The following is a 15,433-nucleotide window of genomic DNA, read 5'->3' on the forward strand; positions in this document are numbered from 1 at the left end:
GGGCGCCGGACTCGCCGTGAGCGGTCGCGCCGGTCCCGCCAGTCCAGCAGCGCGGATCGGCGCAAGTCAACGAAGCGAGGTCCGCGTCACGAAGCCCTACCGTAAACCATATCTTCCACGTAGGATTAGTCGGCAATTTGCTCCGGTACCTACGGAGGTACACACCATGCCGAACCTGCCGCGCTCCAGCCGTCTGGCGAGCCCCGTCGACACGACCGCCTACGGGGAGTACCGCATCAACCGCCCGCCCGGCGACCAGCGCCCCCTCTACAGATTCACCGGCCGCATCGAATACGGCGCCGCCGGCCGCTACCACGTCTACGCGGGCTGGTTCTGCCCGTGGTCGCACCGCGTCACCATCGCCCGCGAGCTCGCCGGCCTGCACGATGCCGTCAGCGTGTCGTACGTGGACAACGCCCGGGACGGGCGCGGCTGGGCGTTCCGCGAGCGCTACGGCCCCGATCCGGTCAACGGGTTCGCCCTGCTGCGCCAGGCGTACGAGAAGACCGAGCCGGGCTTCGACGGGCACATCTCGGTGCCGACGTTGTGGGACCGGTCGACCGGCACCGTGCTCAGCAACGACTACCGCACCATCGGCATCGACTTCGCCACGAAGTTCCGCGACGTCGCCGAGCCGGTCGTGGAGACCTACCCGGAGCCGCTGCGCGCCGAGATCGAGGAGCTGACGGCCTGGCTCGTGCCGGGCGTCGGCGAGGACGAGACCCGCTCCCGCTACGCCGCGCTCGACGAGCGGCTCGCCTCCCGGCGGTACCTCGTCGGCAGTGGCATCACCGAGGCCGACATCCGGCTGTGGGTCACGCTCGTGCGCTACGGCGAGGGCCTGACCGACTGGCCGAACCTGTGGGCCTACGCCCGCGACCTCTACACCGTCCCGGCATTCCGCGACACCACCGACTTCACCACGTTCGGCGACACCGGCGCCGGCGACCTCGACTGGGGCGCGTCCGCACCGCGCCCGGAAGGGAGCCTCGCATGAGCGAGCTGCACCTCGCCGTCGCCCTGGACGGCGCCGGCTGGCATCCGGACGCCTGGCGCGACCCGGGCGCCCGCCCGGCCGAGCTGTTCACGCCGGCGTACTGGCTGTCGCTGGTCCGCGAGGCCGAGCGGGGCCGCCTCGACTTCGTCACGATCGAGGACTCGTTCAACATCACCGGCCGTGCCGACCGGGTCCAGGGCCGCCTCGACGCGCTGCTGATCGCGGCCCGCATCGCGCCGGTGACGACCGGCATCGGGCTCGTGCCGACGATCGGCGTCACCCACACCGAGCCGTTCCACGTCTCCACCCAGCTCGCCACCCTCGACTACCTCAGCCGCGGCCGCGCCGGCTGGCGCGCCCAGGTCTCCCACCAGCCGGAGGCCGACGCCGCCGACCTGCTGTCCGAGGCCGCCGACCACGTCGAGGTCGTGCGGCGGCTGTGGGACAGCTGGGAGGACGACGCCGTCATCCGCGACGCGCCCACCGGCCGGTTCATCGACCGGGACAAGCTGCACTACGTCGACTTCACCGGCCGGCACTTCAGCGTCCGCGGCCCGTCGATCACCCCGCGCCCGCCGCAGGGCCAGCCGATCGTGACCGCGCTGGCGCACGGGCCGGCGGCGTTCGAGTTCGCCGCGGCCGCCGCCGACGTCGTCTACGTCGTGGACCCGGCGCACGCCGCCTCGGTGCGGTCGCTGACGGACCGGCCGGTCAAGGTCTTCGGCGACCTCGTGGTGTTCCTCGGCGCACACTCCGAGATCGAAAGCGACGCGCACGTCTTCGCCGGCTCGCCGGAGCAGCTCGCCGATCTGCTGCTCGAGTGGCGCGACGCCGGCCTCGACGGCTTCCGGCTGCGCCCCGGCGTGCTGCCCGGCGACCTCACGGCGATCGTCGACGGACTGCTGCCGGTCCTGCGCGAACGGGGCGCGTTCCGGCGGGAGTACACCGCGACGACCCTGCGCGGTCACCTCGGCCTGCCCCGGCCGGCCAGCCGCTACGCCCGCGCGGAGGTCTCGGCATGAAGCAGGTCATCCTGGCGGCGCACTTCCCCGGCGTGAACAACACCACCGTGTGGAGCGACCCGCAGGCCGGCAGCCAGATCGAGTTCGCCTCGTTCGAGCGCTTCGCCCGCACCGCCGAGCGCGGCTTCTTCGACTTCTTCTTCCTCGCCGAGGGCCTGCGCCTGCGCGAGCAGCGCGGGCGCATCCACGACCTCGACGTCGTCGGCCGGCCCGACAACCTGACCGTGCTCGGCGGCCTCGCCGCGGTGACGACCCACCTCGGCCTCACCGGCACCGTCAACTCGACCTTCAACGAGCCCTACGACCTCGCCCGGCGCCTCGCCACCCTCGACCACCTCTCCGAGGGCCGGGCCGGCTGGAACGTCGTGACGTCGTGGGACGCGTTCACCGGCGAGAACTTCCGCCGGGGCGGCTACCTCGACCGCGCCGACCGGTACAGCCGCGCCGAGGAGGTCCTGCACACGGTCCGCGAGCTGTGGGACACCTGGGACGCCGACGAGATCGTGGCCGACCGGGCCGCCGGCCGGTTCACCCGGCACGACTACCCCGGCGCGTTCGTCCACAAGGGACGGCACGTCGACATCGAGGGTCACTTCGCCGTGCCGCGCAGCCCGCAGGGCCGCCCGCTCATCATCCAGGCCGGCGACTCCGACCAGGGCCGCGACTTCGCCGCACGGTCCGCCGACGCCATCTTCTCCCGGCACGGCACGCTCGAGTCCGGCAAGGCGTTCTACGCCGACGTCAAGGGCCGCATGGCCGCCCACGGCCGGCGCCCCGAGGAGCTGAAGATCCTGCCGGCCAGCACGTTCGTGCTCGGCGACACCGAGGCCGACGCGCACGAGCGGGCGCACCACGTGCGCCGGCAGCAGGTCAGCCCGCAGACGGCGATCCTGCTGCTGGAGCAGCTGTGGAACAAGGACCTCAGCGACCTCGACCCCGAAGGGCCGCTGCCGCCGTTCGACCCGGTGCTCGACGACGACACGATCATCAAGGGCCGGGCCGGGATGTACCCGGACCGGATCGCCACCGCCAACGAGTGGCGGGCGATCGCCGAGGAGCGCAAGCTCGGCATCCGCGACCTCATCATCGAGGTCACCGGGCGCCAGACGTTCATCGGCACGCCGCAGGCGGTCGCCGCGACCCTGAACGAGTTCGTGCAGAACGACGCGGCCGACGGTTTCATCCTCGTGCCGCACGTCGTGCCCGGCGGCCTCGACGAGTTCGTCGACACGGTCGTGCCGCTGCTGCAGGAGCGCGGCGTGCTGCGCACCGCGTACACCACGACGACCCTGCGCGGCCACCTGGGCCTGGCGTCATGAAGTTCCTCGCGATCACGCTCATCGTCCACGACCGCCGCAAGCCGCCGCACGAGCGTCTGCGCGAGGTCGTCGACAACGCGATCCTCGCCGAGCAGCTCGGCTTCGACGGCTTCGGCGTCGGCGAGCGGCACGAGCGGCCGTTCATCTCCTCCTCGCCGCCGGTCGTGCTCAGCCACATCGCGGCCCGCACGAGCCACATCCGGCTGTTCACCGCCGTCACCACGCTGAGCCTGCTCGACCCGGTCCGCGCCTTCGAGGACTACTCCACGCTGGACAACCTGTCCGGCGGGCGGCTCGAGCTCATCGTCGGCAAGGGCAACGGCGCCGCACAGGCCCAGCTGTTCCACGTCACCGCCGAGGACCAGTGGGATCGCAACCGCGAGGGGTACGAACTCTTCACGAAACTCTGGCGGGAGGACCGGGTCACCTGGTCCGGCCAGTTCCGCCCGTCCCTGGTCGACGCGGAGGCGCTGCCGCGGCCGCTGCAACAGCGGATCCGCATCTGGCACGGCAGCGCCACCAGCAAGGCGTCGGTGGAGCTCGCCGCCCTGCACGGCGACCCGCTGTTCTCCGCCAACGTCACCAACCCGGTCGAGCCCTACGCCGAGCTGGTCGCACACTACCGGGAGCGGCTCGCCTTCCACGGCCACCCGCCGCAGCGGGCGCTGGTCGGCGCCGGCAGCGCGGGCCTCTACGTGGCGCGCACGTCGCAGGAGGCCGTCGAGGTGTACCGCCCGGTCTACGAGGCCCGCCTCGAGACCTTCCGCCGCGTCGGCATCGAGCCGGTCTTCCCGACCATCGAGGACGCGATCGAGCGCAGCTCCATCCTCGTCGGCAGCCCGCAGCAGATCATCGACAAGGTCCACCGCTACCGCCAGCGGCTCGGCCACGAGGTGATGCACGTGCAGGCCGACGCCGACGGGCTCACCGACAAGCAGCACCGCGCGTCGCTGGAGCTGTTCCAGGCCGAGGTGGCGCCGGTGCTGCGCCGCGAGATCCCCAGCCGGCCGTTCCCGACACCGGAGGTGGCGACGCCATGACCGTACCGCTGTCCATCCTCGACCTGGCCCCCGTCGCCTCGGGCGGGGACGTCGGCCAGGCGCTGCGCAACGCCGTCGACCTGGCCCGGCACGCCGAGTCGTTCGGCTACCACCGCTACTGGGTGGCCGAGCACCACTTCGCCGACGGCGTGGCCAGCGCCGCGCCGGCCGTGCTCATCGGCCTCATCGCCGCGGCCACCGACCGCATCCGGGTCGGCTCCGGCGCCGTGCAGGTCGGCCATCAGACCCCGCTGTCCATCGTGGAGCAGTTCGGGCTGCTCTCGGCCGTGTACCCCGGCCGGATCGACCTCGGCCTCGGCCGGTCGGGCCAGCGCGGTTCCCCGTCGGGCGCTGCTCAAGCACCCGGATTCGTCGATGGCCTGCTCATTCCGGCGCCGTTCGACTTCTCCACGCTGGCCGCCTCGCCGCGGTGGGCCGCTCGCGCCAAGCTCCTGCAGCAGCCCGGGGCGGTGACGCCGGACTTCGCCGAGATCGTCGACGCGATCCAGGGGCTGATCGGCGGCACCTTCACCCACGAGGGCTTCGACGTGCACGCCACGCCCGGCGAGGGCGCGGATGTCGAACTGTGGATCCTCGGCAGCAGCGCCGGGCAGAGCGCCACCGTCGCCGGAGAGCGGGGCCTGCCCTTCGCCGCCAACTACCACGTCAGCCCGGCCACGGTGCTCCAGGCCGTCGAGGCGTACCGCGCCGCGTTCCGCCCGTCGGAGGTCCTCGACCGCCCGCACGTGCTCGTCTCGGCCGACGTGGTCGTCGCACCGACCGCCGAGGAGGCGACGCGGCTCGCCGCCGGCTACGGCCTGTGGGTGCGCAGCATCCGCACCGGTCGCGGCGCGATCCCGTACCCGACCTTCGAGGAGGCCGCCGCCGCGCGGTGGACGGTCGAGGACCGCGCCCTCGTGCAGGACCGGCTGGACACCCAGTTCGCCGGCGCGCCGGACGAGGTCGCCGAGCGGCTGCGGACCCTGCAGCGCGTCACCGGCGCCGACGAGCTGCTCGTCACCACCATCACCCACGAGCACGCCGACCGCGTCCGCTCGTTCGAGCTGCTGGCCAAGGAGTGGTCATGACCGCACCCACGCTGTTGTCCGCAGCCGACCTGCGCCGGGTCTTCGGCACGTTCCCGACCGGCGTCACGGCCGTCGCCGCGATCGTCGACGGCGAGCCGGTCGGCCTGGCCGCGAGCTCGTTCACGTCGGTGTCGCTCGAGCCTCCCCTGGTGTCGGTCTGCATCGCCCGGACCTCGACGACGTGGCCGGTCCTGCGCCGCGCCCGCCGGCTGGGCGTGAGCGTGCTGAGCGCCGGCCAGGAGCACCTGGGCCGCCAGCTGTCCCGCCGCGGCGTGGACCGCTTCGCCGGCGCGACCTGGCGCACCAGCAACGGCGGCGAGATCCTCCTCGACGGCGCCTGCGCCTGGCTGGACTGCACCGTCTACAACGAGTACCCGGCCGGGGACCACGCCATCATCCTGCTGCGCGTGCACGACCTCGACGCCGACCACACGGCCGCGCCCCTGGTCTTCCACCGCAGCACCTTCGGCCGCCTGCAGGCGGCGGCATGATCACTGACTGACCGCCGGTTGCGGGTACGCGGCCTTGCCCCGCAATGCCGCCCACGTGGCCGCGACCGCGGCGAACAGCACGACCCCGGCCAGGCCGATGCCCCCGCGGGGGTACACCTGGGCGGTGGCGCCGGAGAACAGGCCGGTGATCGGGTTCGCGCCCGGCAGCGCCATGGACCAGATGCCCATGACGCGTCCCCGCACCTCGGGCGCGGCCAACAGCTGCACCAGCGTGTTCGCCGCGGCGACCAGCCAGATCGAGCAGAAGCCGATCAGGACCATCCCGGCGAACGCGCTGGCCGCGTTCGGGGCCAGCGCGGTCAGCAGCACCGACCCCGCGGTCGCGGCGGTCAGCGCGTGCACCAGCCGCGGGCTGGGCGCGCCGTGGGAGCTGGCCGCCATGACGGCGCCCGGCAGCGCGCCGATGCCGAAGCAGGCCATGAGCGCGCCGAACCCGCCCCCGCCCAGGTGCAGCGTCCGGGTCGCGAACAGCGACGTCGTCGTGCCGAGGTTGAACACCATGCCGGTGGCGCCGGCAATGGCGATGCACGACAGGATCACGGGGCTGCGCCGCACGGCGGCGAAGCCGGCGCGGATGTCGTGCGGCCGGCGCGGCGCCTTCGCCGGCGGCGCCTCGGCGGCCGGGCGCAGCATGACCAGCACCGCGATGGTCGGCACGTACGTCAGGCCGTTGAACGCCAGGCAGGCGGCGATCCCCGCGGTGGCCAGCAGCAGCCCGCCGATCGCCGGCCCGATCGCCCGGGCGGCGTTGAGGATCACCTCGTACAGGCCGACGGCGCTGGCCAGGCGGGTCGCCCCGACGAGGCGGAACACGTAGATCTGGCGGGCCGGGTTGTCCAGCGCGAGCACGGTGCCGTTGAGCACGGCGAACACGAACAGCATCCACAGCTCGACCGTTCCGGTCGCGACCAGCGCGGTCTGCGCCGCGGCCAGGACCACGAACACGCAGTTGGTGACCAGCAGCAACCGCCGCGCGTCGAGCCGGTCGACCACGCTGCCGGCCCACGCGCCGCCGAGCAGCGACGGCAGGAACGTCAGCGCGGACACCAGGGCGATGGAGATCGGGCTCTCGGTGAGCTGCAGCACCAGCCACGACGTGGCCACCGCCGACGTCATCGAGCCCGACGAGGAGAACACCTGGCAGATGAACCACCAGCGGTACCGCGGATCGCGCAGCGACTGGAACGCACGCACGATGCGATTCCCCGATGTTTGTTCGGTTTCGAACAAATTGCTCGTCTTCACGCTCACGAATGCACCGTAATTCACGCCCTTTGCGAATGGAAGTGCCTGGAATTTAGTCAGATCCGAACGAATTCGCTATCGTGGCGGCATGGCGAGCGAACCTGACGGCGGGCGGCTGCGGCCCAGCCACCGGCGGATACTGGCACTGCTGGGCCGGTCGGGCCCGATCAGCCGGGCCGACCTGGGCCGCGAGCTCGGCCTGCCGAAGGCCACCGTCGCCGGGCTGCTCGCCGAGCTGGTCGCCCGCGACCTGGTGACCGAGCACGCCGCGGCCCGCCTCGGCGCGCCGGGGCGCCCCGGCCGGATGGTCGCGCTGACCGGCCCGGCGACGGCGATCGGCGTCGTGTCGGTCGCCGGGAGCCGGCTGCGCTCGGCGATCGTCACCATGACCGGCGAGCCGCTCGGCCGGGCGGACGGCACCCTGGAGCGCGCGACGGCCAGGCCCGAGGCGATCGCCGCGATCCAGGACGCCCTCGGCCGCGCCGCCGAGTCGGCCGGCCGGCGCATCGGCGAGCTGAGCGCCGTCGTCGTCGGCGTCGCCGCCCCCGTCTCACCGCAGCGCCGCCCCGCCGGCACCACGGCCCGCCGATGGGAGTGGATCCCGGCCTGGCTCGACGGCGACCTCGCCGCCGCCCTCGGCGCGCACCTCGGCGTCGAGACCTTCGTGGAGAACGACGCCAACCTGGCGGCGCTGGGCGAGCTGCGGCACGGCGCCGGACGGGACCGGTCCGACGTCATGCACCTCAAGGTCGGCCAGCACTCGATCGGCCTCGGCCTCGTCATGGACGGCCGGCTCGTGCGCGGCACCGCGGGACTGGCCGGCGAGCTCGCCCACGTCCAGGTGCGCCCCGACGGCCGCGTCTGCTCCTGCGGCGGACGCGGATGCCTGCTCACCACGATCCATCAGGAGCTCATCGAGCTCGCCCAGCCGGCATACGACGAGCCGCTCAACTTCGCGACCGTCCTGCGCCTGGCCGAGGGCGGCGACATCGGCCTGCAGCGCATGCTCGTCGACGTCGGCCGGGCGGTCGGACGGCCGCTCGCCGACCTGTGCACGCTGCTCAACCCGGACACCATCGTGCTCGACGGCTCCGTCGGACCGGCCGGCGCCCACATCCTGCGCGGCCTGTCCGAAACCGTCGAGCGCTACGCGAGCCCGGCCATGGCCGGCGCCGTCACCATCACCCTCGGCCGGCTCGGCGCCGACGCCGAAACCCTGGGTGCCGCGGCCCTGCTGCACCACGAGTGGGGCCGGACCGCCTGACAGCAGCCGCCGGCACGCATCGGGCTCCCGCACTGGCCGAGGCCCGGGCGGAGATGGAACGATACCCACAGCTGCGCGCCATCCTGGCCGGAAAGGGTGGGTCGTTCGTGACTACCCGCAAGAACCTCGTGGTGGTACTGCCGGGCATCGGCGGCAGTGTGCTCGCCGACGATCGCGGCGAGGTCGTATGGGACGCGGGTTTCGGTTCGATCCGGTCGCTGCTGAAAAGCCCGGGCCGGCTGAGCCTGGAGGAGTCCCCGCGACTGCACCCGGTGGGCCTGATCGGCTCGCGGCAGCTGCTGCCGGGCTGGACGGTGATCCACGGCTACGAGAGCCTCGTCAAGCAGTTGAGCGGGTTGCCGGCCGCGAACGTGATGCTGTTTGCGTACGACTTCCGGCTGAGCGTCGCCGACTCGGCCGCCGAGCTGGACCGGCAGGTGCGGGACCGCCTGCTGCGCCTCGGCGCCGGGGACGAGCGGCGGGTCGTGGTGGTCGCGCACTCCCTCGGCGGCCTGGTCGCCGCGTACTGGCTCGGCGCGCTGGGCGGGGCGGCGCTGTGCCGCGGGGTGATCACGCTGGGCACGCCGTTCGCCGGGGCACCGAAGGCGCTGCAGATCATGGCCAACGGCGTGCTCGGCGGCCGGTTGACCGAGCCGGTGGCCGTCCTGCGGGCCTGGCCTTCGCTGGCGGAGCTGCTGCCGCGGTACCCCGCCGTGTGGGACGTGGCACAACAGCGCGGGTCGTACGCGCACGAGCTGCCCCTCGCGGCGGTGCGCGGGCCGGCCGCGCGGGCTTATGCGGTACACCAGGAAATCGACGCCGGCCTGCGCGACGCCGAGCGGTTGCCGCCCGTCGACGCCCGCCGGGGCTGGAGTCATCCCACGCTGCGATCGGCCCGCTGGGACGGCACGAGGCTGGAGGTCGGGCGGGAGCCGCCGCACTGGCTGGGACTCACCGGATGGGATGCGGAGCTCGGCGACGGGACGGTGCCCGCGTTCTGCGCGGTGCCGGTCGAGGGCGGCCGGCAGAGCCCGGGCGCGGGAAGGGTGCGGGAACGGCATTCCCCGCTGGGATCCGCCCGGTTCGTGGCCCGGTTGGTCGAGGCGTACGAGACGTACTCGAGCCTCGACCCGATCCGCGACGACGGGACCGCGGCGGCCGCCATCGGCCTGGACATCGACGCCGAGCATCCGGCCGGGGAGCCGATCGCGGTGCGGGCCGGCGTGCTGGGCGCCGACGGGCCGCCCGCCGCGGTCGGCGTGGTGGTCCGGGAGCCGGGCGGCATCCGCCCGGTGCAGCAGGTGCGGCTGGAGCCGGCCGCCGACGGAGTCTTCGCCGGCCGGATCCGCGGGCTGCCGCCGGGCCTGTACGACATCCAGGTCGACGCGCCGTCGGTACCCGGCTCGGGAGACCTACGGGTGGTCGAGTCGGTGGCGGTGCTGGAGCTGTGACACGCAACTGGCCGCGGTGGAGCCTGACCGGCGAGGACGTCGCGCTCGCCCGCTACGTGCTGCCCGAGCGGGTACAGCAGCTGGCCGGCTCGCCCGGCGCGTCCGGGGCGGGGGTGCGGGACCGGCTCGGCGAGGTGTACCGCCGGCTTGCCGCCATCGGCATCGAGTACGCGCACGAGGCGCCGTCCGACGACCGCGGCCGGCAGGTGATCCGGCCGCCGGACCAGGTGCTGCGCACACCGCGGCGCGGCACCTGCCTCGACCTCGCCGTCACGCTGGCCGCGGCCGGCCTCGGCGCCGGCCTGCGCCCGATCCTGATCGTGCTCGGCCCGGTCGAGGCCGGCGGCGCGGCGCATGCGGTGGTCGGCTTCTGGATCGGCGAGGACGAGCACTACCCGGACGCGCCGGTCCACGGTTGGTGGACGCAGCCACCCGCGGGGCTGGCCGACCTGCTCGCCCGGGACCTCGGCGACACGGCCGGCTCGCTGCTGGTCGTGGACCCGGTCGGGTTCTGCGTCCCGCTGCCCGGCACGACACTGCCCGGTGCCGGGGTCGGCCTGGCCGAGGCGGTCGAGGCCGGGTACCGGCACACGACCGGCCGGCCGTGGCGCCTGGGCCTGGACGTCACGGTGCACCGACAGGACCCGTACGACCCCGGCACCGCGCCGGACCATCCGCCGCTGCGCCCGCCCTACGCCACGCTGACCGGCGAACACGACAGCGCGCTGCAGCTCGTCCGCGCCGAGTACGGCCTGGTCCCGTTCCAGGGCCGCGACGAGTTCACCATCCTGCGCAACCTGTGCCGGCAGACCCTCGACGCCGGGCAGACCGCACTGTGCGTGCTGACCGGCGCCGGCGGCTCGGGCAAGACCCGACTGGCCCTCGAACTGGCGGCGGCGACGGCCCGGGACGGCTGGTACAGCGGCGTCCTGCGCCCCAAGGCGGCCGGGCCGGACGTGGACTGGCTCGGCTCGGTCCTCTCGCCCCTCCTCGTCGTGGTCGACTACGCCGACGCCAACGTCGAAGCCGCTCAGCGGGTGCTGCAGGCGGTCGGCCGCCGCACGGACGCACCCGCGGTGGTGCTGCTGACCGCCCGGTCGTTCGACGGCGACTGGCTCACCGAGATCGCCACCGCCCTTCGCGACGACGGGCAGCTCACGGCGCCCCGGCTGTTGACGCTGCCGGACCGCCACCCCAACGGCCGGGCAGTGTTCCGCCGCGCCTACGCCGCCCTCGGCGGCGCCGACCTCGACACCGTCGACCCGGCCACGCTGCCCCGGCCGTCGGCGGCGCGCTGGACCACCCTCGACTTCGTGCTGCTGGGCTGGTTCGCCGCGCAGGAACAGGGCCGGCTCCCCGCCAGCCAGGACGAGCTGTACGACCATGTGCTCGAGCACGAGGAACGCTACTGGGCCAAGGCCTGGCGGCAGATCAGCCAGTCCGCCGCCCCGCCGGCCGACCTGCTGCGCCGGGCTGCGGCCTGCCTGACCCTGCTCACGCCGGCGCCGGCCGCCGTCCATACCGCGCTGCGGCCACTCGAGGAGCGGGCCGGGCCCGACCGCCGCTACGACATCGGCCGAACCCTCACCGCCTGCCTGCGGCCTCGGGCCGGCGAACCGCTCGCCATCCGCCCCGACCCGGTCGGCGACCACCTCCTGCTCCGCGAGACCGGCTCCGACCCGTCGCTGCTCGAGGCCTGCCTGGCCACCCTCACCGCGGACGACGACATCGTCCGCGCGCTGGCCGTGTTCAACCGCGCCGGCGAGCGCAACCAACGGCTCGCCGCCCGGCAACTCGCCGACCACCTCCGTGCCCAACCGAGCCGGTGGCCGCTGGTCCTGAATGTGGCCGCCGTCCTCGGCGGGGCCGCCCTCGACGCCCTCACCCAGCTGACGAACGCCCCGGACACACCACTCCCCCTCGACGACCTGTCCGCTGCGATACCCCACCGGCACACCGGACTGGCCGCCCTCGGGGCGAACGTCGACACGACCCGCCTGCGCAACGCCCGCACCCACACCGCCACCGAACCCGAACACCTCGCCGGCCTGCTCGGCCTCGCCGGCTTCCGGCTGACGACCGCCGGGGACCGGGACGGCGCGCTGGTCCTCATCACCGAGGCCGTCGACCTGCACCGGCAACTGGCCGACGCCAACCCGGACGCGTTCCTGCCTGACCTCGCCACGTCACTGCACAACCTGTCCAACGCGCAGAGCGACGTCGGCGACCGGGCCGCGGCACTGACCTCCATCACCGAAGCCGTCGAGCTGCACCGGCGGCTCGCCGACGCCAACCCGGACGCGTTGGTGCCCGGCCTCGCTGCGTCGTTGAACAGCCTGTCCAACCGGCAGGGCGAGGTCGGCGACCGGGCCGCAGCGCTGACCTCGATCACCGAGGCCGTCGACCTGGACCGGCGGCTCGCCGACGTCGACCCGGACGAGTTCCTGCCCGGCCTCGCCGCGTCATTGAACAACCTGTCCAACCAGCAGCGCGGCGTCGGCGACCGGGCCGCAGCGCTGGCCTCGATCACCGAGGCCGTCGACCTGCATCAGGAGCTCGCCGCCGCCAACCCGGCCGCGTTCCTGCCCGACCTCGCCACCTCGCTGAACAACCTGTCGCTGCTGCAGGGCGAAGCCGGAGACCGGGCCGGAGCGCTGAGCTCCATCACCGAGGCCGTCGACCTGCAACGGCAGCTCGCCCACGCCAACCCGGCCGCGTTCCTGCCCGGCCTCGCCAGCTCCCTGAACAACCTGTCCAACCAGCAGCGCGGCGTCGGCGACCGGGCCGCGGGGCTGACCTCGATCACCGAAGCCATCGAGCTGTACCGGCAGCTCGCCCATGCCAACGCGGACGCGTTCCTGCCCAACCTCGCCACGTCGCTGAGCAACCTGGCGGTACAGCAGAACGGCATCGGAGACCGGGCCGGAGCGCTGAGCTCCATGACCGAAGCCGTCGCGATCCGCCGGCAACTGGCCCACGTGGACCGGGACGCATTCCTGCCCGACCTCGCCACCGCGCTGAACAACCTGTCGGTACCGCAGCGCGAAACCGGAGACCGGGCCGGCGCACTGACCTCCATCACCGAAGCCGTCGACCTGCACCGGCAACTGGCCCGCGCCTACCCGGGCGCGTTCCTGCCCGACCTCGCCATGTCCTTGACCAACCTGGCGGTCCACCAGGACGACAACGGAGACCGGGCCGGCGCACTGACCTCCGTCACCGAGGCCGTCGACCTGCACCGGCAACTGGCTCACGCCGACCCGGACGCGTTTCTGCCCAACCTCGCCACGTCGCTGAACAACCTGGCTGTGCAGCAGAGCGACGCCGGCGACCCGGTCGCGGCACTGGCCTCCATCACCGAAGCCGTCGCGATCCGCCGACACCTGGCCCGCATCGACGCGGACGCGTTCCTGCCCGACCTCGCCATGTCACTGAACAACCTGGCGGTCTACCAGGGCGACACCGGAGACCGGGTCGCGGCACTGACCACTATCACCGAAACCGTCGCCATCCGCCGACACCTGGCCCACGCGAACCCGGACGCGTTCCTGCCCGGCCTCGCCAATGCACTGCACAATCTGTCCAACCGGCAGAGCGAAACCGGCGACCCGGCCGCGGCACTGACCTCCATCACCGAAGCCGTCGCCATCCGCCGACACCTGGCCCAGGCCGACCCGGACGCGTTCCTGCCCGGTCTCGCCATGTCACTGAACAGCCTGTCCGTACAGCAGGGCGAAGCCGACGACCCAGCCGGAGCACTGACCACCATCACCGAAGCCGTCGACCTGCACCGCCAACTGGTTCACGCCAACCCGGACGTGTTCCTGCCCGACCTCGCCAGGTCACTGCACAACCTGTCCAGCCGGCAGAGCGAAACCGAGGACCCGGCCGCGGCACTGACCTCCATCACCGAAGCCGTCGCAATCCGCCGCCAGCTCGCCCACGCCGAACCGGCCGCATTCGCACCCGACCTCGCCACATCGCTGATTGGCCTGTCCGTCCAGCAGGGCAACAACGGAGACCGGGCCGGAGCACTGACCTCCAACACCGAAGCCGTCGACCTGTACCGACAGCTGGCCCACGCCAACCCGGCCGCGTTCCTGCCCGGCCTCGCCGCAGCACTGCACAACCTGGCGGTGCAGTGGCGCCGCGCCGGAGACCCGGCCGCAGCACTGGCCCCCATCACCGAAGCCGTCGCAATCCGCCGCCAGCTGGCCCACGCCGAACCGGCCGCGTTCCTGACCGGCCTCGCCGGATCACTGCACAACTATGGTGATCTCCTCCTCGCCGACGACGACACCGCCGGCGCCGACCACCTCTGGCATCAGACGATCACGGCGGCCGACACCGACGCCGCGCAGGCCGAACTGACCACGCACTACGCGTTGTTCCTGCATCGCCACGACCAAACCGAGCGGGCCGCTGCGCAGCTCCGCCGCGCGGCCGAGCTCGCCGATTCCCCGGGCACGCGCCTCCTGGTGCGATCCACGGCAGAACACGTCGGCATCCGCGACGCGAGCCTGCCCGACTGGGCCACGGCCACTCTTGCACCGGAGCACCTCGACCTGCTGTACACCTGGCGGGCGCGGCTCGGCAATTGGACGGCGCTCGAAGCACTGCTTCGCGCCAACGCCGAGCACCTCCAGGACCCTGCGCTTCGCGCCACTACGGAGACACTTCGTCTCCTCGAGGGCAACCACCCTGTCCTCGACCACCAGGCCGCGGTGCTCGACGCCATCGGTCGACAGGGCCTGGAACACGTGATCGCCGAGCTCGGCGATGAGGAGCAACGACAATCGCTGCTCTCGGCATGGATCAACACCCCCACCTGGGAAGCGTCCAAACGGTTCCTGGCCGAGCACGCCGACGAGCTCTGCACCGACCAGACCATCGACCAGCTCGCCGGCCACGACATGGAGCCGGAGCAACAACACGCGGCCATCCTCGCGCTGCTCCGGCATCGCGGCGTCGCCGTCCTCGACGACGTCTACACCTGGGTGACCGACGCCCAATCGGCGTTCGACGCCGCAACGGCGGCCATCGAAACGGGCGACCTGCTCACCGTCGCCCTCATCACCGACATCACGCCGGTCGTCGGCGAGCACCGGCTCATCCGAGCCGTAGACGACCTCGCCGTGGGCGAGCTCGAGTCGGCCCGCGCACACGCTCGAGCGTTCGCCGACGCAGCCGACCCGACGCAGCGCAGCGCGGCGGCCATTCGGCTGCGGTCGCTGGGCCGGCACGTCCCGGAACTGCGCGGCCCGGCCGACGAGTTGGCCGCCATCGTCATCCAAGCCTGGACCGACGACGCATGAGGCTTGCGCCCTCGAGCACCTCCCGGGTCCCCTCGTCGGTGGCGACGTCACCCGGCGCCGCGACGAAGTCACCGCCGCCGAACTGCCGGATCGCCTCGGCCACGGCGCCGGCGCCGCGCCCGTTGCACCAATCGTGCCAGGCCCGGCGGCCCTCGGCAGTCAATCGCGTCACACCGCCGA

11 protein-coding genes are annotated in these 15,433 nt (G+C 73.2%); 9 read left to right on the forward strand and 2 right to left on the reverse strand.

The features are described from left to right. Positions 1-166: 166 nt before the first annotated feature. The 6 genes from ABD901_RS27735 to ABD901_RS27760 are packed head-to-tail and all read left to right on the forward strand — an operon-like array spanning position 167 to position 5,957. Complete coding sequence (locus ABD901_RS27735; RefSeq protein WP_345130728.1) at positions 167-997, forward strand: glutathione S-transferase C-terminal domain-containing protein; 831 nt, start codon at positions 167-169, stop codon at positions 995-997. Beyond that, the gene (locus tag ABD901_RS27740) at positions 994-2,019 is read left to right on the forward strand and encodes an LLM class flavin-dependent oxidoreductase (RefSeq protein ID WP_345130730.1); all 1,026 of its coding nucleotides are present in this window, start codon (positions 994-996) and stop codon (positions 2,017-2,019) included. Before ABD901_RS27735 ends, ABD901_RS27740 begins: the two co-directional genes overlap by 4 nt. Next, entirely contained in the window at positions 2,016-3,338 is a 1,323-nt protein-coding gene (locus tag ABD901_RS27745; RefSeq protein WP_345130732.1) for an NtaA/DmoA family FMN-dependent monooxygenase, read from the forward strand. Before ABD901_RS27740 ends, ABD901_RS27745 begins: the two co-directional genes overlap by 4 nt. Further along, positions 3,335-4,378, forward strand: a complete 1,044-nt coding sequence (locus ABD901_RS27750) for an LLM class flavin-dependent oxidoreductase (RefSeq protein WP_345130734.1) — start codon at positions 3,335-3,337, stop codon at positions 4,376-4,378. Before ABD901_RS27745 ends, ABD901_RS27750 begins: the two co-directional genes overlap by 4 nt. Beyond that, a complete protein-coding gene (locus ABD901_RS27755; RefSeq protein ID WP_345130738.1) occupies positions 4,375-5,466 on the forward strand; it encodes an LLM class flavin-dependent oxidoreductase in 1,092 nt (363 codons plus the stop codon). The genes ABD901_RS27750 and ABD901_RS27755 overlap by 4 nt, the downstream gene beginning before the upstream one ends. Continuing rightward, on the forward strand, positions 5,463-5,957 hold the full coding sequence (locus tag ABD901_RS27760; RefSeq protein WP_345130740.1) for a flavin reductase family protein: 495 nt from the start codon (positions 5,463-5,465) through the stop codon (positions 5,955-5,957). The genes ABD901_RS27755 and ABD901_RS27760 overlap by 4 nt, the downstream gene beginning before the upstream one ends. On the opposite strand, the gene ABD901_RS27765 is transcribed toward ABD901_RS27760, so the two are convergent. Next, a complete protein-coding gene (locus tag ABD901_RS27765; RefSeq protein ID WP_345130743.1) occupies positions 5,958-7,172 on the reverse strand; it encodes an MFS transporter in 1,215 nt (404 codons plus the stop codon). A 139-nt stretch (positions 7,173-7,311) separates the two neighbouring features. Between ABD901_RS27765 and ABD901_RS27770 the strand changes: the two genes are divergently transcribed. The 3 genes from ABD901_RS27770 (at position 7,312) to ABD901_RS27780 (ending at position 15,253) form a co-directional block, all read left to right on the forward strand. Then, positions 7,312-8,487, forward strand: a complete 1,176-nt coding sequence (locus ABD901_RS27770) for an ROK family transcriptional regulator (RefSeq protein ID WP_345130745.1) — start codon at positions 7,312-7,314, stop codon at positions 8,485-8,487. Between the two features lie 107 nt (positions 8,488-8,594). After that, entirely contained in the window at positions 8,595-9,938 is a 1,344-nt protein-coding gene (locus ABD901_RS27775) for a lipase/acyltransferase domain-containing protein (RefSeq protein WP_345130747.1), read from the forward strand. Further along, positions 9,935-15,253 (forward strand): P-loop NTPase, encoded by a 5,319-nt coding sequence (locus ABD901_RS27780; protein WP_345130749.1) that lies wholly within the window; start codon positions 9,935-9,937, stop codon positions 15,251-15,253. Before ABD901_RS27775 ends, ABD901_RS27780 begins: the two co-directional genes overlap by 4 nt. On the opposite strand, the gene ABD901_RS27785 is transcribed toward ABD901_RS27780, so the two are convergent. Next, a complete protein-coding gene (locus ABD901_RS27785) occupies positions 15,225-15,425 on the reverse strand; it encodes a hypothetical protein (RefSeq protein WP_345130751.1) in 201 nt (66 codons plus the stop codon). The two genes, ABD901_RS27780 and ABD901_RS27785, sit on opposite strands and share 29 nt — an antisense overlap. Positions 15,426-15,433: the final 8 nt, after the last annotated feature.

It is taken from the genome of Dactylosporangium darangshiense (assembly GCF_039537565.1).
In the GTDB taxonomy this organism is placed as follows: domain Bacteria; phylum Actinomycetota; class Actinomycetes; order Mycobacteriales; family Micromonosporaceae; genus Dactylosporangium; species Dactylosporangium darangshiense.

What these genes read in the sequence shown, in the direction of transcription:
- ABD901_RS27735 (WP_345130728.1), top strand. Translation starts at nt 167, where the DNA reads ATGCCGAACCTGCCGCGCTCCAGCCGTCTGGCGAGCCCCGTCGACACG.
- ABD901_RS27740 (WP_345130730.1), top strand. Translation starts at nt 994, where the DNA reads ATGAGCGAGCTGCACCTCGCCGTCGCCCTGGACGGCGCCGGCTGGCAT.
- ABD901_RS27745 (WP_345130732.1), top strand. Translation starts at nt 2,016, where the DNA reads ATGAAGCAGGTCATCCTGGCGGCGCACTTCCCCGGCGTGAACAACACC.
- ABD901_RS27750 (WP_345130734.1), top strand. Translation starts at nt 3,335, where the DNA reads ATGAAGTTCCTCGCGATCACGCTCATCGTCCACGACCGCCGCAAGCCG.
- ABD901_RS27755 (WP_345130738.1), top strand. Translation starts at nt 4,375, where the DNA reads ATGACCGTACCGCTGTCCATCCTCGACCTGGCCCCCGTCGCCTCGGGC.
- ABD901_RS27760 (WP_345130740.1), top strand. Translation starts at nt 5,463, where the DNA reads ATGACCGCACCCACGCTGTTGTCCGCAGCCGACCTGCGCCGGGTCTTC.
- ABD901_RS27770 (WP_345130745.1), top strand. Translation starts at nt 7,312, where the DNA reads ATGGCGAGCGAACCTGACGGCGGGCGGCTGCGGCCCAGCCACCGGCGG.